This is a genomic window from Desulfomicrobium aestuarii (assembly GCF_055385525.1).
This window is the reverse complement of sequence record NZ_AP042427.1, coordinates 1,781,164-1,798,487: the sequence shown is the minus strand read 5'-3', so window position 1 is coordinate 1,798,487 and position 17,324 is coordinate 1,781,164. Positions and strand designations below refer to the sequence as shown.

General features: G+C 64.2%; 13 protein-coding genes. 3 read left to right on the top strand and 10 right to left on the bottom strand.

Features of this window, described 5'->3' with window-relative positions:
* Positions 1-103: 103 nt before the first annotated feature.
* From ACZ5AC_RS08165 to ACZ5AC_RS08130, 8 genes are all read right to left on the bottom strand, one after another.
* Complete coding sequence (locus ACZ5AC_RS08165) at positions 104-2,098, bottom strand: methyl-accepting chemotaxis protein (RefSeq protein WP_464250450.1); 1,995 nt, start codon at positions 2,096-2,098, stop codon at positions 104-106.
* Positions 2,099-2,287: 189 nt separating this feature from the next.
* The gene (locus ACZ5AC_RS08160; RefSeq protein ID WP_464250449.1) at positions 2,288-2,911 is read right to left on the bottom strand and encodes a queuosine precursor transporter; all 624 of its coding nucleotides are present in this window, start codon (positions 2,909-2,911) and stop codon (positions 2,288-2,290) included.
* A 110-nt stretch (positions 2,912-3,021) separates the two neighbouring features.
* On the bottom strand, positions 3,022-3,537 hold the full coding sequence (locus ACZ5AC_RS08155) for an acyl-CoA thioesterase (protein ID WP_464250448.1): 516 nt from the start codon (positions 3,535-3,537) through the stop codon (positions 3,022-3,024).
* Positions 3,537-4,556, bottom strand: a complete 1,020-nt coding sequence (locus tag ACZ5AC_RS08150) for an ABC transporter ATP-binding protein (RefSeq protein WP_464250447.1) — start codon at positions 4,554-4,556, stop codon at positions 3,537-3,539. The genes ACZ5AC_RS08155 and ACZ5AC_RS08150 overlap by 1 nt, the downstream gene beginning before the upstream one ends.
* Positions 4,557-4,559: 3 nt before the next feature.
* Positions 4,560-5,534, bottom strand: coding sequence for an ABC transporter ATP-binding protein (locus ACZ5AC_RS08145; RefSeq protein ID WP_464250446.1), 975 nt, complete (start codon positions 5,532-5,534; stop codon positions 4,560-4,562).
* 7 nt (positions 5,535-5,541) lie between these two features.
* Positions 5,542-6,459, bottom strand: coding sequence for an ABC transporter permease (locus tag ACZ5AC_RS08140; protein ID WP_464250445.1), 918 nt, complete (start codon positions 6,457-6,459; stop codon positions 5,542-5,544).
* Complete coding sequence (locus tag ACZ5AC_RS08135; RefSeq protein WP_464250444.1) at positions 6,459-7,436, bottom strand: ABC transporter permease; 978 nt, start codon at positions 7,434-7,436, stop codon at positions 6,459-6,461. Before ACZ5AC_RS08135 ends, ACZ5AC_RS08140 begins: the two co-directional genes overlap by 1 nt.
* 158 nt (positions 7,437-7,594) lie before the next feature.
* Positions 7,595-9,139 carry an ABC transporter substrate-binding protein gene (locus ACZ5AC_RS08130; protein ID WP_464250443.1) on the bottom strand — a complete coding sequence of 515 codons (1,545 nt, stop codon included), beginning with the start codon at positions 9,137-9,139 and terminating at the stop codon, positions 7,595-7,597.
* 326 nt (positions 9,140-9,465) lie between these two features.
* Here ACZ5AC_RS08130 and ACZ5AC_RS08125 point away from each other — a divergent pair, with 326 nt between their 5' ends.
* From ACZ5AC_RS08125 to ACZ5AC_RS08115, 3 genes are read left to right on the top strand one after another with little or no spacing between them, the layout of a single operon-like run.
* A complete protein-coding gene (locus tag ACZ5AC_RS08125) occupies positions 9,466-10,308 on the top strand; it encodes a PhnD/SsuA/transferrin family substrate-binding protein (RefSeq protein WP_464250442.1) in 843 nt (280 codons plus the stop codon).
* On the top strand, positions 10,308-14,759 hold the full coding sequence (locus tag ACZ5AC_RS08120) for a PAS domain S-box protein (RefSeq protein ID WP_464250441.1): 4,452 nt from the start codon (positions 10,308-10,310) through the stop codon (positions 14,757-14,759). The genes ACZ5AC_RS08125 and ACZ5AC_RS08120 overlap by 1 nt, the downstream gene beginning before the upstream one ends.
* Positions 14,756-15,868: an HD-GYP domain-containing protein gene (locus ACZ5AC_RS08115; RefSeq protein WP_464250440.1), complete on the top strand. Its 1,113-nt coding sequence runs from the start codon at positions 14,756-14,758 to the stop codon at positions 15,866-15,868. Before ACZ5AC_RS08120 ends, ACZ5AC_RS08115 begins: the two co-directional genes overlap by 4 nt.
* A gap of 11 nt (positions 15,869-15,879) precedes the next feature.
* Here the strand turns inward: ACZ5AC_RS08115 and mltG are convergent, their stop codons facing one another.
* Positions 15,880-16,917, bottom strand: a complete 1,038-nt coding sequence (gene mltG / locus ACZ5AC_RS08110; protein ID WP_464250439.1) for an endolytic transglycosylase MltG — start codon at positions 16,915-16,917, stop codon at positions 15,880-15,882.
* Positions 16,914-17,315 (bottom strand): Holliday junction resolvase RuvX, encoded by a 402-nt coding sequence (ruvX, locus tag ACZ5AC_RS08105; RefSeq protein WP_464250438.1) that lies wholly within the window; start codon positions 17,313-17,315, stop codon positions 16,914-16,916. Before ruvX ends, mltG begins: the two co-directional genes overlap by 4 nt.
* Between the last annotated feature and the right edge of the window lie 9 nt (positions 17,316-17,324).

The window sequence follows — 17,324 nt, the reverse complement described above, 5'->3', positions numbered from 1 at the left end:
ATTGCTTCTCATGCAAAACGCCCCGCATGGTCGGGGCGTTTTGCATTTGGATGGTTCGCTGACGAGTATTGGTTCTGCCGTCAGCCAAGGCAGGGGGTGGGGGTTACGTTCTGAACCTGCCAAGCAGCTCAAACAGATTCGATGCCAACACCCGCAGTTCCTCCGCCTTGCGGGCCACCTCGTCCGTGCTCTGCTGGGTGTTTTCCGAGGCGCTGCTGACGTCGGCGATGTCGCTTGAAATCTGTCTGATTACCGTGGAACTCTCGGCGACGTTGACGTTGATCTCCTGAAGGCCCTGGGAGGCTTGGGCCACGTTGCCCGCTATGTCGCGGGTGGCCACGGACTGCTCCTCGATGGCCGTGGCCACGTTGGCGATGATATCGTTGATTTCCTCGATGATCCTGGAGATGGCCTGAATCTGCCCTTCTGTGCTTTTCGACGTGCCCTGCATCTCGGAGATGCGCGTCCTGATCTCTTCCGTGGCCGTGGCGGTCTGCTTGGCCAACTCCTTGATCTCGTTTGCCACCACGGCGAAGCCGCGCCCGGCCTCGCCGGCACGGGCCGCCTCGATGGTCGCGTTCAGGGCCAGGAGGTTGGTCTGGTCCGATATTTCCGTGATCATGGTCGTGACCTTGCCGATCTCCAGGGCCGCGTCGCCCAGGGCGCTCATGGCCGATGTGGCGGCCCCTGCCTCGGTCATGGCCCGCTGCGCCACGGACCTCGCCTTTTCGGTGTTGGACGCGATTTCCGTGATAGTGGCCGCCATCTCCTCGGTAGCCGTGGCCACCATGTTGGTGTTCTGCGTCGTCTGCTCCATGGCCGCGGCCACGGTGCCGAACCTGGCGTTCAGGTCGTTGGTCGCGCCCGTCACTGTATGTGATTTCCGGGCCGCCCCTGCCGCGCCGGTCCGCAGGTCGTTGGCGATGCCCAGCAGGCTGTCGGAGGCGCTGTTGAGCGTGTCGCCGTTGGCCACCACGTCGCGGATGATGCCGCGCAGCTTGTCCAGAAAGGTGTTGAACCAGGTGGCCATTTCGCCGATTTCGTCCTTGGAGGTCACGGCGAGCTTGCGCGTCAGGTCGCCTTCGCCCTGGGCCACGTCCTTGAGCATGGCCGTGGCGTTCAGCACCGGCCGCGCGATGGCGTTGGCGAAGAACGTGGCCACGGCCAGGAAGACGGCCAGCAGGATGGCGCCCATGACGGCCATCTTTTGCAGCATGGCGTAAAATTCGGCCATGACCTCGGACTTCTCGATGACGCCGATGAGCTTCCATCCCAGCCCCTCGATGGTGTGGACCTGGGCGAACCACTGGCGCTCATCCATGACCACTTCCATGCCTCCCGCCGTGATGCCGTCCAGTTGCGCCAGCGCCGGTACGCCGGTTTCCTTCATTTTCTTGAAGTTCAGTTCGTCATGGCGGGGGTTGGCCAGGATGGTCCCGTCATCCTGGACCAGCATCACGTAGCCCGTCCTGCCCATGGGCGACTTCTTGATCAGGTCCGTGAGCACGCCGAGCCCCACGTCGAGGGCTGCGCAGCCGATGATTTCGCCGCCCTGGGCGACGATGGGGCGCATGTTGCTGATGACGGCCTCGCCGGTGGTGGACATGTAGGCCGGGGAGATGGACGCCTTGTCCGGCGTCTCCATGGCCTTGGTGTACCAGGGCCTCTTGCGCGGGTCGTATCCGGGAGGCATTTCATTGTCCCCGGAAGAGGCGAACCCTCCCCATTTCGTGCCGATGAACACTTCGACGTATTCCGGGTGTGTCGCGTTGATGAGTTTGAAGAAGGCGACCATCTCCCCTTCAAGGGCGCTGCGCGTGATGTCCGTGGGGGTGAGGCCGCGCCTCTCGTGCACGTAGCTGTGGATGGACTCGTCGGCGGCCCTGACCAGGGGGTGGCCCGAGAGCATGGTCGTCATTTTCAGGGCCTTGTCCACGAAGATGCCGATGGCGCGGTCGATCTGCCCCAGTTCCTTGGCGGCCGAATCGTGGAACGTCGCGATGGCCGAGTCCCGTATCTGCAGGCCAAGAACGATACAGGTGATGAGGATGGAGGTCAGGATGGTGGAGGTGAAGGCCAGCAGAAGTTTCTTACGCACGGACAGCTTCATGAGGGTCCCTTCCGGAATGGGCGGATGAAAATGATGGAGGTTTTCCGCCTATCATACACCAAACCGGGTACAGATAGTCCAGTATTTTTTTGCTACATCTTGAATGTGAGCACCAAGGCCGCAGACAGACGAAGGTTGTCGTTGGGCGCAAAAAAAGCCGGTTGCCCGGCTTGTCCGCTAGCAGTGCGTGGGAGCCGGGTCCGGCTTGTCCTTCTCCTTGACCAGGTAGATGGCCGGCAGGGAGACGAGGGTGGTGGCAAACTTGATGAGGGTGTTGCTGAGGAAGATGGACCAGACCACGGATGACTCGAACATACCGCCGAAGGCGATCCAGGAGAAGATGAGGCTGTCCAGCGGGATGCTCACGGCGTTGCTGACCAGCACCCGCGACCACTGGTGACGGGCCGTGACCCGTTCCTTCCACATGCTGTAAACCTCGGTGTCCGTCAGTTCGGCGATGACCTCGGCCACGATGGAGGCGAAGACCAGGCGCCAGAGCGGGGCCAGGACCTGGCCGAACTCGGCCTGGGCGCCCACGGACATGTCCGCCGGGAGGATGGACACCAGCCAGAAGTAGAGGGCCATGAGCAGGTTGAAGCCCGCGGCCGTGACGATCATGAGCTGCGCGCCCTTCTTGCCCATGGTCTTGTGGACCATGTCGCGCAGGGTGAAGGTCAGGGGGTAGATGAAGGTCCCGGCGTCGATGGACATGCCGCCGAGCATGACGATGCGCAGGGAGCCGACATCCGAGAATATCTGCAGGGCGATGTAGGACGCCACGAGGACGACGAGTGATTGCATGGGAAGCTCCGGAAAGGTGAATTCGGGCCTTTCCCTAAACGGAAGACCGTGCGCTGTAAATGCCGGATTGGGGCCGTTTTGGCAAAGACCGGCTCGCGAGGGTGGTTTTTTCAGGGATTTCCGAGGGAAATCTGTTCCGATTCCTGCGCCTGCCTTTCCCGTTGCCTTTCCTCCAGGCGCAGCTTGCGGCGCATTTCGGCCTCGCGGTTGCGGCGTTCGTGGGTCGGGGTTTCGAGGATGAGGTCCGGCGTGGATGCCGGTTTGCGGTCCGGGCCCATGGCCACGAAGGTCAGGTAGGCCGAGGCGGCGTGGCGCTGTTCGCCGGTCATGAGGTTTTCCACCACCACGCGCACGCCGATCTCCATGGACTGCTTCCCGACGCGGTTCACGCTGGCGTGGAGGAGCATGAGCTCGCCCACATGCACGGGCGCCTTGAACTCCATGCGGTCGATGGAGGCCGTGACCACGCTCATGCGGGCGTGGCGCATGGCGCACACGGCCCCGGCCAGGTCGATGTGCTTGAGGATGACCCCGCCGTGGACGTTGCCCGCCGGGTTGGCGTCCTCGGGCAGGGCGCGGTGGGTCATGAGGGTTTCGCTGTCGCTGACCTTGCGGGCGGTGGTCATCAGATTCTTCCTTCCTCCAGGGCGTGGCAGGCGGCCTGGCTGCCGTTCGGCAGTAGCCTTAGCGCCGGGATCTCCCGGCGGCAGCGCTCGTCCGTGTGCGGGCAGCGGGTGTGGAAGACGCAGCCCGTGGGCAGGTTGATGGGGGTGGGCACCTCGCCCTTGAGGCGGATATGCGAGAAGCCCGCCGAGCCGAGCCTGGGTATGGCCGAGAGCAGGGCGCGGGAGTAGGGGTGCTGCGGGTCTCCGTAGAGGCTTGCCTTGTCGGCCAACTCGCACAGGGTGCCCAGGTACATGACGGCCACGCGCGTGCTGATGTGCTCGACCACCGAAAGGTCGTGGGTGATGAACATGTAGGTCAGGCCGAAGCGCTCCTGGCAGTCCATGATCAGGTTCAGGATCTGGGCCTGGATGGACACGTCGAGGGCCGAGATGGGCTCGTCGGCCACGATGAACTCCGGGTCGACCATCAGCGCGCGGGCGATGCTGATGCGCTGGCGCTGGCCCCCCGAAAACTCGTGGGGGAAGCGGCCGGCCCAGGCCGGGTCCACCCCCACCTGGCGCATGACCTCGGCCACCTTGTCCTGGACCTGCGACGCGGACAGGTCCGGGAAGTGGAAGCGCGTCGGCTCCTCCAGGATCTGGCGCACGGTCATGCGCGGGTTGAGGGACGCGTAAGGGTCCTGGAAGACCATCTGCATCTTGCGGCGGTAGGGGAGCATGTCCTTGGCCGAGAGGTTGTCGATGCGCTCGCCGCGGAACTCGATCCGCCCGCTGGTGGGCGGGTATAGGCCAAGCACCGTGCGCCCGAGGGTCGACTTGCCGCAGCCGGACTCGCCTACCACAGAGAGGATCTCGCCCTGGCGGATGTCGAGGCTGACTCCGTTGATGGCCTTGACCGTGGTCGTGGTCAGGGAGGGCAGGCCGCCCGAGAAGGTCAGGCGGTCCAGAAAGCCGCCGGAAATGTCGAAGTGCTTCACCACGTCGGTGATGCCGACAAGGGGTTGTGTCTGTGCTGTCATGGTCTACCTGGCTTGCGCATACAGATGACAGGCCACCAGGCCCGGGGTTTTTCCATCGTCCAGAAGCTGCGGCGCAACGTTGCGGCAGACGTCCATGACGTGCTCACAGCGCGGGTGGAAGGCGCAGCCCGCGGGGATGCTGGTCAGGTTGGGCATCATGCCCGGGATCTGGTGCAGCCTCCGCCGGCCGCCGCTGCCCTGGGGCAGGGCCTTGATGAGTCCCTGGGTGTAGGGGTGGCGCGGCGCGCCGACGATGGCTTCCGTCGGGCCCTGCTCGACGATGCGGCCGGCGTACATGACGCAGATCTTCTCCGTCACCTGCGAGACCACGCCCAGGTCGTGGGTGATGAGGATGAGGCCCATGTTGTCGTTTTTGCACAGCTCCAGAAGCAGGGCCATGACCTCGGCCTGGATGGTCACGTCCAGGGCCGTGGTCGGCTCGTCGGCGATGATCAGGCTCGGGTTGGTCAGAAGCGAGATGGCGATGACCACGCGCTGGCGCATGCCGCCCGAGAGCTCGTGGGGGTACTGCCCCAGGCGCTTGCCCGGCGAGGAGATGTAGACCTTGGAGAGCTTCTCCAAGGCGATCTCCCGGGCGTGGGCCACGGAGACCTTGTTGTGCGCCAGGATGGTCTCGACCATCTGCGTGCCGATGGTCAGCACGGGGTTCAGGGTCATCATCGGGTCCTGGAAGATCATGCTGATGCGGTTGCCGCGGATGTCGCGCATCTGCTCCAGGGGGTAGGCGCTGATCTCCTCGCCCTCGAAGAGGACGCGGCCCGAGGCGATGAAACCCGGCTTGCTGATGAGATTGATGATGGAGAAGCCGGCCACGGACTTGCCGGCGCCGGATTCGCCCACCAGCCCCATGCGTTCGCCGGGGTTCAGGGTGAAATTGATGCCGTTCAGGGCGGTCAGGTCGCCGGAGCGCAGCCGGAACTTGACCACCAGATCCTGTACGTCGAGGAGGTGCGTCATGTCCGGGTCATCCTTTGTAGAGTTTGGGGTTGAGGACGTCCTGCACCCAGTCGCCCAGGAGGTTGATGACCAGGATGAGGAGCACCAGCAGGAAGCCGGGGAACATGGTGATCCACCACGAGCCGCTGAAGATGTAGTCGAAGCCCGAGTTGATGAGGGACCCCAGCGACGGCTTGGTGATGGGCATGCCCAGCCCCAGGAAGGACAGGGCCGCCTCGCTCATGATGGCGTGGGCCACCTGCACCGTGGACAGGACCAGGATGGGCGACATGGTGTTCGGGAGGATGTGCCGCCACATGATGCGGCCCGACGGCAGACCCATGACGCGGGCCGCCTCGACGTACTCCTTCTTCTTCTCGGCCAGGACCGAGGCCCGCACCGTGCGGGCGTACTGCGGCCACTCGGCGATGCCGATGACCAGCACCAGGAAGGGCACGGCCATGCTCTCGAAGGCCGCCACGCCGAAGATGGCCTGGAAGATGGCCGAGAGGAAGATGGCCACCATGAGGGTCGAGAAGCTGAGTTGCACGTCGGCCATGCGCATGAGGAAATTGTCGATCTTGCCGCCCTTGTAGCCGGCGATGAGGCCCAGCACGATGCCGATGGCGGCCTGCAGGAAGGTCGCCCCGATGCCGATGACCAGCGAGATGCGCATGCCGTAGAGCATGGTGCTCAGCATGTCGCGGCCCTGGGCGTCGGTGCCGAGAAGAAACTTGGCGTCGGCGTTCTCCATCCAGACCGGCGGGATCTCGGAGTCCATGATGTCGATGGTCGTGGTGTCGTAGGGGTTGTGGGGCGCGACGAGGGGCGCGCCGAAGGCCGCCAGGGCGAGCACGGCCAGGACGATGAAGCTGCCCATGGCCACGGGGTCGTGCAGGAAGCTGTAGAGAAAGTAGGAGCCGCGGAACCGTTTCCAGAGATTCATCACTTCCTCCCCGTGATGCGGACCATGGGGTTGACCAGTCCGTAGATGATGTCGACCACGGTGTTGACCACCACGAAGATCACGCCGACGAAGATGAGGTAGGCCACCAGGAGCGAGGTGTCGGCGCGCTCCACGGCTTCCAGGAACAGAAAGCCGAGGCCCCCCCACTGGAAGACCGTCTCGGTCAGGATGGTGAAGGCGATCATGGTCCCGATCTGCACGCCGCCCACGGTGATGACGGGCAGCAGCGTGTTCTTGAAGGCGTGCACGAACCAGATGCGCACCCGCGGCAGGCCCTTGGCCCAGGCGAACTTGACGTACTCGGTCTCGAGCACCTCCATCATCTCCGAGCGGATGAGGCGCACGAAGAGCGGCAGCATGAGGGCCGTCAGGGCCGTGGCCGGCAGCAGGAGGTGCTGCAGTCCGTCGACGGTCAGCAGGCCCGATTCCCAGCCCCAGACGTTGACCGTTTCGCCGCGGCCGTAGGAGGGCAGCCAGCCAAGCTTGATGGAGAAGACGTAGATCAGGAGGATGGCGATGAGAAAGATGGGGACGGACACGCCGATGGTGCTGAAGCCCATGATCAGCCGCGAGAGCAGGCGCTTGGGGTAGATGGCGCTGTAGATGCCCATGGGGATGGACAGGACCACGATGAGGACCGAGCAGACCAGGACCAGTTCAAGGGTGGCCGGGGCCTTGCTGACGATGACCTCCATGGCCGGCTTCTTGTAGAAGAAGGACTGGCCGATGTTTCCCTCCAGCACCGCGCCTTTGAGGAATCGGCCGTACTGGACGAGGAAGGGGTCGTTCAGGCCCAGCTTCTCGCGGATGGCGTCGCGCTCGGCCGCCGAGACCGAGATGCCGGTCAGTTCGCGCACCGGGTCGCCCACGTTCTGCTTCAGGGCGAAGCCGATGAAGCTGATGATGAGCATGACGACGATGGCCTGCAGGACGCGTCGGACAATGAATGCGAACATGTGTCAATCCGTGGTGGTCCCGGCTCGGACGGTGTGCCGGGGTTGGTTCAAAAAGGGGCAGGCTTCGTGAAAAGCCTGCCCCGCGTACACAGTGTCGGCGGATGGATCAAGACTTTTGCCATCCGGGGCCGACAAATCGATCATCGGTCGATGTCGGACTACTTGATGACCAGGTCGCCGAGGTACGGGAAGTCCATGATGTTGACCACGGGCTCGATGTCCACGCCCTTCTTGGCGGCCCAGGAAGGATTCAGCCAAAAAAGTGGAATATAAGCGGCGTCGTTGTAGGCAATTCTTTCCACTTCCTGAAGGAGAGCGACACGTTTAGCCTTGTTGGTTTCGACGTTTGCCTTGTTGACCAGCTCGTCGAGCTTGGGGTTGCAGTAGTTGCCGCTGTTGTACTGGCCCTTGCCGGTTTCCTTGTTGGGGCACATCAGCAGGTATTCGGAGTAGTTGGCGGAGTCCTCGGTGTCGGAGTGCCAGCCGATCATCTGGATGTCGGCCACCTGGGCGTCGAACTCGTCCCAGTATTGGGCCTTGGGCATGGTCTTCAAGCTGACCTTGATGCCGATCTTGGAAAGCATGGAAACCACAGCTTCTGCAATTTTTTCGTCATTAGGATAACGATTGTTCGGGGCAATCATGGTTGCCTCGAAGCCCTTTTCGTAACCGGCTTCCTTCATGAGCTGCTTGGCCTTTTCCAGGTCGAAGCGGGGCTTGAGGTCGGAAATATAGCCGTCAAAGCCCTCAGGCCCCTGCTGCTGAGCTGGTGTCGCCATCCCTTTCATCAATTTTGAAGCAATGCCGGCGTTATCAATGGCGGCAATCATGGCCTCACGAACCTTCAGATTGGCAAATTCTGGCTTCCGCTTTTGATTGACTTGGAAAGTAATGACGCGTGAACCCGCCATTGAAATTGTAGTGACGTCCTTGTTATTCATCAGGCGCTCGAAGTCCTGGGGCGGGACCGGGGCGATGAACTCAACGTCGCCGGACAGCAGGGCGGCGGTGCGGGTGGCGTTTTCCTTGATGGGGGTCAGGACGATCTCGCTGACGTTGCCCTTGCTGTCCTTGTCCCAGTAGTCGGCGAAGCGCTTGTAGACCATCTTCACGCCGTGCTCGCGGGACTCGACGGTGAAGGGGCCGGTGCCGGACTCGTTCTGGTTGGCGAAGGAGTACTCGGTCTTGACGATGGCGTCCTTGGGCAGGCCCTTCTCGTCAGTGCCGGTGTAGAACTTGGAGTCCATGGGGAAGATGTAGGTGGCCATGTTCTCGACCAGCGGGTAGGGCTCGGTGGTCACGATGTCGATGGTGTAGTCGTCGATGACCTTGGGCGCGGCGAAGGAGGTGAACAGGCCCTTGAAGTCCTCGCTCTTCTTCAGGCGGTCCATGGTCCAGGCCACGTCGGCGGCGGTGAAGGGGTTGCCGGAGTGGAACTTGACGCCCTTGCGCAGGTGGAAGCGCACGGTCAGTTCATCGATGCGCTCCCATTTTTCGGCCAGGCGCGGCTCGAACTTCATGTCCTTGGTCCAGCGGATCAGCGGATCGAAGACCAGGTGGGTGTACTGCAGCATGCCGCCCGAGAGCTGGACGTGCGGGTCCATGGACTCGGGGTCTGCGTCGAGGGCCATTTTCAGCGTTTTGCCCTGGGCGGCCGTGGCCAGAAAGACGAAAGCCAGAGCGAGAAAGAGCAGTTTCTTCACAGCGAACCTCCTTGGATGGTGAACCGATATCGCTTCCCGCCGGGAACGTCCCGGCGGGGTTTTCACGGAGTCGAAGTATGCCAGTCGGCAGGCATGGGTGTTTGGGCCGAAATTTTTCCGAAGGTCTTCAATGATGCGGCAAGCTACATATCTGATTATGGAAAATAACTGAAGCGGGAATTTTTTCGCGGGAATCATAGATTATCGTTTCTTTGGCTGACAGAACGCCTAATTCCACGGAGGGGCTGGACTTTGCAGGGTTTTCGCGGCACTTGATCGAATGAGGCGTGGACTCGACCCCGCCCAGGTCCCCTTCGGAGGCCCCCATGCGCTTCGCTTTCATCGTGTTCATGTTCGTACTCACGTGCCAGCCCCTCCATGCGCGGACCCTTGTATTGGCCCCGCTGCCCATGGAAAGCCGCGAGACGGTCCTCAAACAGTTCATGCCCATGGCCCGCTATCTCCAGCAACGCCTCGGCCATGAAGTGGTCTTCGACTACTCGGAAAGCTATGCTGAAATTCTGGCCAAGTTCAGGCAGGGCCGCATCGACCTGGCCTATCTCGGACCTTTGCCCTACGTCTCCCTCAAAAACGTCTGCAGCGAAGCCACGCCGCTGGTCCATTTCCGGGAGGCCTCGGGGGAGCCGCTCTACACCTGCGCCATCGTCGCCCCGGCCGACAAGGGGCTGGCCCTGGAGGGCCTGGAGAACCGCAAGATCGCCCTGACCCAGCCCCTCTCCACATGCGGCTTTCTCTCCACCAACGGCCTGCTGCGCGAACGCGGCTCGGCCCTTTCCCGCAACCTGTACCGCTACCTGGACAAGCACGACGAGGTGGCCAAGGCCGTGGTCCGCGGCGAATTCGACCTCGGCGGGCTCAAGACCGCCATCGGCCGGAAGTATGAGCATCTCGGCCTCAAGATTCTGGCCGAGTCCGCGCCCATGCCGTCCTTCGCCCTGGTCGGCAACGCCGCGACCCTTTCGCCCGAGGAGCGGGACGCCATCCGGCAGGTCCTGGCCGGTCTGGACCCTGACGGCGAGGACAAGGCCATGCTCTCGTCCTGGGGCGAAAACCTGAGGCACGGCTCCGTGCCCGCGGACGACGCCGATTACGCCCCGGTCCGGGCGCTTCTGGGCGGCGAGTCCATCCCTGAGGACGGCAACTTCTGATGACGCCCTGGCGCAACACCGCCATGGAGCGCCACCTCCTGCTGGCTCTGGCCCTTCTCCTGTGCCTCGGCGCCGGCGTGTTTCTGCGCACCAACCGCATCGAGAAGGAGAATGCGCACTACTCGGAGCAGCGCAACATCCTGGAAACGGCGTACAAGGCCAGCGCCCAGATGTACCGGCTGTCCATGCAGAGCTTCTACGAAACGTCCCTGAACACGCCCGAGGTGCTCGCCATCATCGCCGAGGCGGCCGGCTCAGAGGGCCTGCAACGGGACCTGGCCCGCGGGAAGCTGTACCGGGAGCTGTTCCCGACCTTTGAGGCCATGCGGCGGCAGAACCTGCGGCAGCTCCACTTCCATCTGCCTGACGGCAGCAGCCTGCTGCGGTTTTACATGTCCGAGCGCTACGGGGACAGCCTCATGGAGATGCGCCCTCTGGTGCGTAAGGTCACCCAATCCGGTCAGCCTGCGCAGGGGTTCGAGGCAGGAGGGACCGCCACGGGGTATCGCTACATCTTTCCCCTCAAGCTGGACGGCAGATTGGTCGGCAGCGTCGAGACGCTCATCTCGACCAAGGCCCTGCGGGATTCACTGGCCGGACTGGACCCTGGCCGGGAGTATTCCTTCATCCTGTCGCGCGAACTTACGACGGGGGCCCTCTTCCCCGAGCAGAGCTGGCTGTACAGCGAGTCCTCACTGAACCCGGATTTCCTGGTCGAGGACGCCAACGCCCTGCTGCCGACGAGCCCACCGCCCCTCTCCTCCGAAGCGCTGGCCATCAACCGTCTGCTCGCGAAGAACCCCGAGCTGCGGCAGGCCATGGGCAGCGGCGCACCCTTTGCGACGACGGTCGGCACGGCGGAGAAGGACTACGACGTCATTCTTCTGCCCATGCTGGATGTCGCGGGACGCACCTCCGGGTACCTGGTCAGCTATTCCCCCGACACGGTCGTGGCCACCTTCAGGCAGGAGTTCACGACCTTCGTCGTCCTGCTTGTCTCGGTTTCGGCCATGTTCCTGGCACTTCTCCTGCACCTGCGCGAAAGCACCGTTGCCCTCGAAACCGAACGCGGCAACCTGCGCGTCATGAACGACGCCCTCGCCGAAGGCGTCTACATGACGAACCCCGCGGGAGAGATCGTCTGGATGAACCCGGCCGGGTGCGAACTGCTCGGGTATCCGGCCGAGGAGATCGTCGGGCGCATCGGCCACGACATCTTCCATTGCCATGACGGGAACGCCCACCTGGAACGGGGGCGCTGCCCCTTCCTGTCAGCCCTGGAACGGGGGGAGCCCTATGACGCGGAAGACTGCTTCAAGGGCAAGGCCGGAAATCTGCTGCACGTCGAGATCGCAAGCCGCCCCGTGGTCAAAAACGGAGTCCACGCCGGTTCCGTCACGGCGTTCCACGACATAAGCGAACGCAAGAGAACGGAGCTGGCCCTGCGCGAGAGCGAGGAGCGGGGCCGGAAACTGTCCACCGTGGTGGAGCAGAGCCCCGTAAGTGTCATGATCACGGGCATTGACGGGGCCATCGAATACGTCAACCCGAAGTTCGAGGAGAAGACGGGATTCAGCTTCGCCGAGGTCATCGGGCAGAACCCGCGGATCGTGAAATCGGGCCTCATGGCGCCAGAGGTCTACGAAGACCTGTGGAAGACCATTCTCGCCGGAGGGGCTTGGAAGGGGGAACTGCACAACAAGCGCAAGAACGGCGAGCTGTTCTGGGAATACGTGACCATATCGCCCATCCGAAGCGCGGGGAGCATTACGCATTTCGTCGCCCTCAAGGAGGACATCACGGAGCAGAAGACCATGCGGGAAGCCCTGCAGGAAAGCGAATCGCTGCAGCGCACCCTCATGGAGCACCTGCCCGTGGGGCTGGTCATCATCGACGGCCAGACCAGGGTCATCGAGAGCGTCAACCCGGCCGCGGCCCTGCTCTTCGGGGCCCCGCAGGAGGATATCGTCGGCAAGCGCTGCCACCACTTCCTGTGCCCGGCGAACGAGAAGAGCTGCCCCATCGTGGACCTGGGAAGCCAGATCGACAATTCCGACCGGATCATGATCCGCGCCGACGGATCGTCCATTCCCGTCCTCAAGACCGTGACCCGCATCCGCGTCGGCGGCCGGGAGAAACTGCTCGAATGCCTCATGGACATCAGCGCGCGCAAGGAGGCCGAAGAGGCCATGCAGCGCCTCAACAGGCAGCTCGAAAAGGCCATCGCCCGGGCCGAAGGCCTGACGCGGGAGGCCGAGGTCGCCAACCAGGCCAAGAGCAGCTTCCTGGCCAACATGAGCCACGAGATCCGCACGCCCATGAACGCCATCCTGGGCATGGTCCACCTGGCCCTGGGCAGCGGGCTGACCCCGCGTCAGCGGGACTACCTGCTCAAGGTCGAGCGTTCGGCCAAGACGCTTTTGGGCATCCTGAACGACATCCTCGATTTTTCGAAGATCGAGGCCGGCAAGATCGTCATCGAGCACATCGAGTTCGACCTCTGGGAAGTGCTCGACAATGTCGCCACGGTGGTCGGCGTGCGCGTGCCGGAGAACGTGGTGTTCGTCGTCACGGTGGAAGGCCGGGTGCCAAGGTTCCTGCTGGGCGACCCCCTGCGGCTGGGGCAGGTCTTCATCAACTTGGCGGGCAACGCCGCAAAGTTCACCCACGAAGGCGAGATCCGCGTCGGCGTTTTCTCCGAGGAATTCGATGACCGTCTCGGGGCGCGGCTGCGGTTCGAGATCATGGATACGGGCATCGGGATGAAGCCTGAACAGGTCGAGTCCCTCTTCACCCCCTTCGCCCAGGCTGACGCTTCGACCAGCAGGCGTTACGGGGGGAGCGGTCTCGGGCTCTCCATATCCAGGCACCTCGTGGAACTGATGGGCGGGAAGCTGCTGGTCTCGAGCCGGCCAGGCCGCGGGAGCGTGTTCGCCTTCACGATCACCTGTCCCGTCTCGCCGAGGTCATTCTCCGCCGACGAGCAGGTGCGTCCGCCTGAAGGATTGGGGGGGATGCGGGCATTGGTCGTGGACGACGCGGATTCCTCCCGTCAGTTCATCCTCGACTGCCTGCGGGAATTCGGGGTGCGTTCCGAGGGCGCCGCATCAGGGGCTTCGGCCCTGGAGATCCTGTCAGCTGAAACCCCGGGGGAGCAATGGCTCGTGCTGGTCGACTGGAAACTCCCGGACATGGACGGCGCGACCCTGCGGGAACGTCTTCGGACCTCGGGGGTTCCGGGCGCAAGGGCCGTTCTGCTCTGTCCCTTCACCCAGGAGGGCATGATCAGGAACGCCCCGGCGCTGGGTTTCTGCTCCGTGCTGACCAAGCCGGTCAGCCGCCCGTCCCTGGCAGGCGCCCTGCGCGAGGCCCTGGGCGTGCCTGCGGAGCAGGGGCGGTTCTGCCGCGTGTCCACCAAGGACGGCGACAGCGTGGTCTGCCATGGCGGGCGCATTCTGCTCGTCGAGGACAACGAGCTGAACCAGCAGGTGGCGCGGGGCATCCTCGAACAGGCGGGCCTCTACGTCGTCACGGCCTGCAACGGCGAGGAGGCTCTGCGGCTCGTCCGGGAACGGGAGTTCGACCTGGTTTTCATGGACATCCAGATGCCGGTCATGGACGGCTTCGAGGCCTCCCGCCGGATCAAGGCCGACCCGCGCCTGGCCGGGCTGCCCATCGTGGCCATGACCGCCCACGTCCTGCCCGAGGAGCGCCGGAAGATCATGGACGCCGGCATGGACGATCAGGTCTTCAAACCAATCGACCCGGCCGATGTGTTCAGGGCGCTGAACCGCTGGCTGAATGCGGCCGTCGTCTCGCCCGCGCAGGCCCCTGCGGCTTCCTGCCCGGACATCCCAATGCTGCGCGACATCGACGTGCAGGGCGGGATCGCCCGTTTCATGGGGGACGGCGCGGCCTATGCGGACTCGCTGCTGCACGTCCGCCGCGAGTACGGGCAGTCCGCGGCCCGGATACGGGAGCTCCTGGACCGCGGCGAGACGGTGGAGGCCCGCATGATCGTGCATTCCCTGCGGGGCATGTGCGCCAACATCGGGGCATACCGGGTCGAGGGGGCGGCTGCGGACCTCGAGAGGCGGCTGGCCGGCGATGCGCCGGGAGATTGCGCCGAGGCGTTCGCATCGTTTCGAGATGCCTTCGAAGCCATGCTGGGGGAAATAGGACGCCTGGAGGGTTTCGAGGTTTCCTGCCGCCAGGGGACGGAGCTGGATGTTTCGGCCCTGGCCGCCTTTCTGGATGAACTGCTTCCGGGGCTGCGTTCGAGGACCCCGATGAAATGCCAGGCCGTGGCGGACAGGCTGTGCGCCGCGAACGTGCCCATGGCCTACCGTGATGACGTGGACCGCATCTGCGCCCTGACGGAGCAGTACGACTTCGCCCCCGCCCTGGCCCTGGCGGAAAAGGTTCTGGAGAAAATCAAGAGAGAGGCATGATGGATCTGTCGCAACGCCGGGTGCTCGCAGTCGACGACACCAAGCTCAACCTGGACATACTGGTCAACACGCTGGGCAAGAGCCATGAACTGGCCGTGGCCCTGGATGGGGCGTCGGCGCTGGAGATGGCCGCGGAGTCCCCGCCGGATCTGATTCTGCTGGACATCATGATGCCGGGCATGAACGGCTACGAGGTCCTGGAGAGGCTCAAGCGGCATCCCGCCACGGCCGAGGTGCCGGTCATCATGCTCTCGGCCCTGTCCGACGTGGGCACCAAGGCACGGGGTTTCCAGCTCGGTGCCGTGGACTACCTGAGCAAGCCTTTCGAGGTCGAGGAGCTCAAGGCCAGGGTGAGGACGCATTTGCTCCTGGCCCAGGCCCAGCGGGACCTGCGCCGCCAGAACGAACGCCTGGAGGAGATGGTTCGCGAGCGCACCCGCGAGGTCATCCAGACCCAGCAGGCGACCATCGAGAGCATGGCCGCCCTGGCGGAATACCGCGACCCCGAGACAGGCCAGCACATCCACCGGGTCAAGGGGTACGTGGCCATCCTGGCCGAGGAACTGCGGACGCACCCGCGTTTCTCGCGCACCCTGACCCGCGACTACATCGAGCTTCTGGGGTTGACGTGCCCGCTGCACGACATCGGCAAGGTCGGCGTGCCCGACCATATCCTGCTCAAGCCAGGGGCGCTGACCGCCGAGGAGTTCGCCGAGATGCGCCGGCATACCGAGTACGGCCGGGACGCCATCATCTCGGTGCAGCGCAAGCTCGGGGCCATGCCGTTCCTGCGCATGGCCGAGGACATCGTCTTCACCCACCACGAAAAATGGGACGGCAGCGGCTACCCGCAGGGGCTCGCCGGCGAGGGCATCCCCCTGTGCGGGAGGATCATGGCTCTGGCCGACGTCTACGACGCCCTCATCAGCCGCCGGGTCTACAAGCCGCCCTTCACCCACACCAAGGCCGAGGAGATCATCCTGCAGGGCGCCGGGACGCATTTCGATCCGGACATCGTGGACGCGTTCGCGGGTTTTTCCCAGGCCTTCAGGCAGGTGGCGCTCTTCAACTCCGAATCCGACGAGCAGCGCGAAGCCCTGTCGCAGTGAAGTCTGCCCGTTCAGTCGCCAGGTGATTTGTCGGACGGGAAAGGGCGTCCCTTGCGCTGGTGCCTGATGACGGCGTTGGTGTGCTCGCGCAGGGTGCGGCTGAACTGGTGCGAGCCGTCTGGACGGGCCACGAAGTAGAGGAATTCGTGCTCTTCGGGGCTTGAGGCCGCCTGGAGCGAGGCCTTGCCGGGCGAGCAGATGGGGCCGGGCGGCAGGCCCGGGTGGACGTAGGTGTTGTAGGGGTTGGAGGCATCCTGCAGGTGGGAGCGTCGCAGGTTGCCGTCGAAGTTTTCACCCAGGCCGTAGATGATGGTCGGGTCGCACTGCAGGAGCATGCCGAGCCGCAGGCGGTTGGCGTATACCCCGGCCACAGCCGGCCGCTCGGCGGGGATGGCCGTCTCCTTCTCGACGAGGGACGCCAGGATGACCATGCGGTGCAGGGCCGCGGGGTCCCCGGCCTGGGGCAGGTCCGCCACGCTGGTCCGGAAACGCTCCAGCAGGGCGTCGAGGATGGGGTAGGGGCTCCGGTCCGGGATGCGCGCGAAGAAATAGGTCTCGGGGAAGAGATAGCCTTCGGCGTCCGTGGCGTTGATGCCCTTGGAGAGCAGGTAGTCCCGGTCCCGGCAGGCCGCCAGGAACCTTTCCGCCGTGGTCAGGCCCGTGGCGTTCACGGCCTGGGCAACCTCGCGCATGGTCAGCCCCTCGGCGAAGCTCAGGCGGTAGAGGATGGGCTTGCCGAAGGCCAGGACTTCCAGGATCCGCCGGGGGCTCATGGACCTGGAAAGCTCGAACTCCCCGGCCTGCAGGGGCAGCTTGCGGTAGCGGCCGTAGGTCCGGAAGGCCTCGGCGTGCCTTATCAGCCCTTGCTCCTCAAGCTTCGCGGACACGCCGCGCAGGTTCTCCCCCGTCTCGACCCGAAAGACCGTCGTCGCGTTCGACTCCGGTTCGACTGGGGTCTCCACGTAGCGCCACGCGGCGTACAGTCCCGCCGCGGCAGCGATGACCGCCGCAAGTGCCACGCCCAGGGCGAGCTTCATCCACGTCTTCATGAATTCCCCAGATAGGTTTCGAGGATGCACACTGCCGCCATCTGGTCGAGCATCTCGGCCTGCCTGCGCGCCGGCACGCCGGCCTCGCGCAGACGCTCGCGGGCGTCAAAGGACGTCAGGGCCTCGTTGACGAGGTGGATGGGCAGGTCCGTGCGCCGGGCCAGACTGTCGCGGAAGTTCAGGACCTGCCGCGTGGTCAGGGTCTCATTGCCTTCCATGTCCAGGGGCAGGCCCAGGACCACTGCCTCGACGCCCTCGGCCGCGATGACGGCCAGCAGGTCGGCGAAGAGCTTGTCCCTGGTGCTTTTGGCCAGGGTCTTCAATGGGAAGGCCATGCCGCCGTGGGCGATGGCCAGTCCGATGCGCTTCTGGCCGTAGTCGATGCCTAAGAGCTTCATGCGGATTTC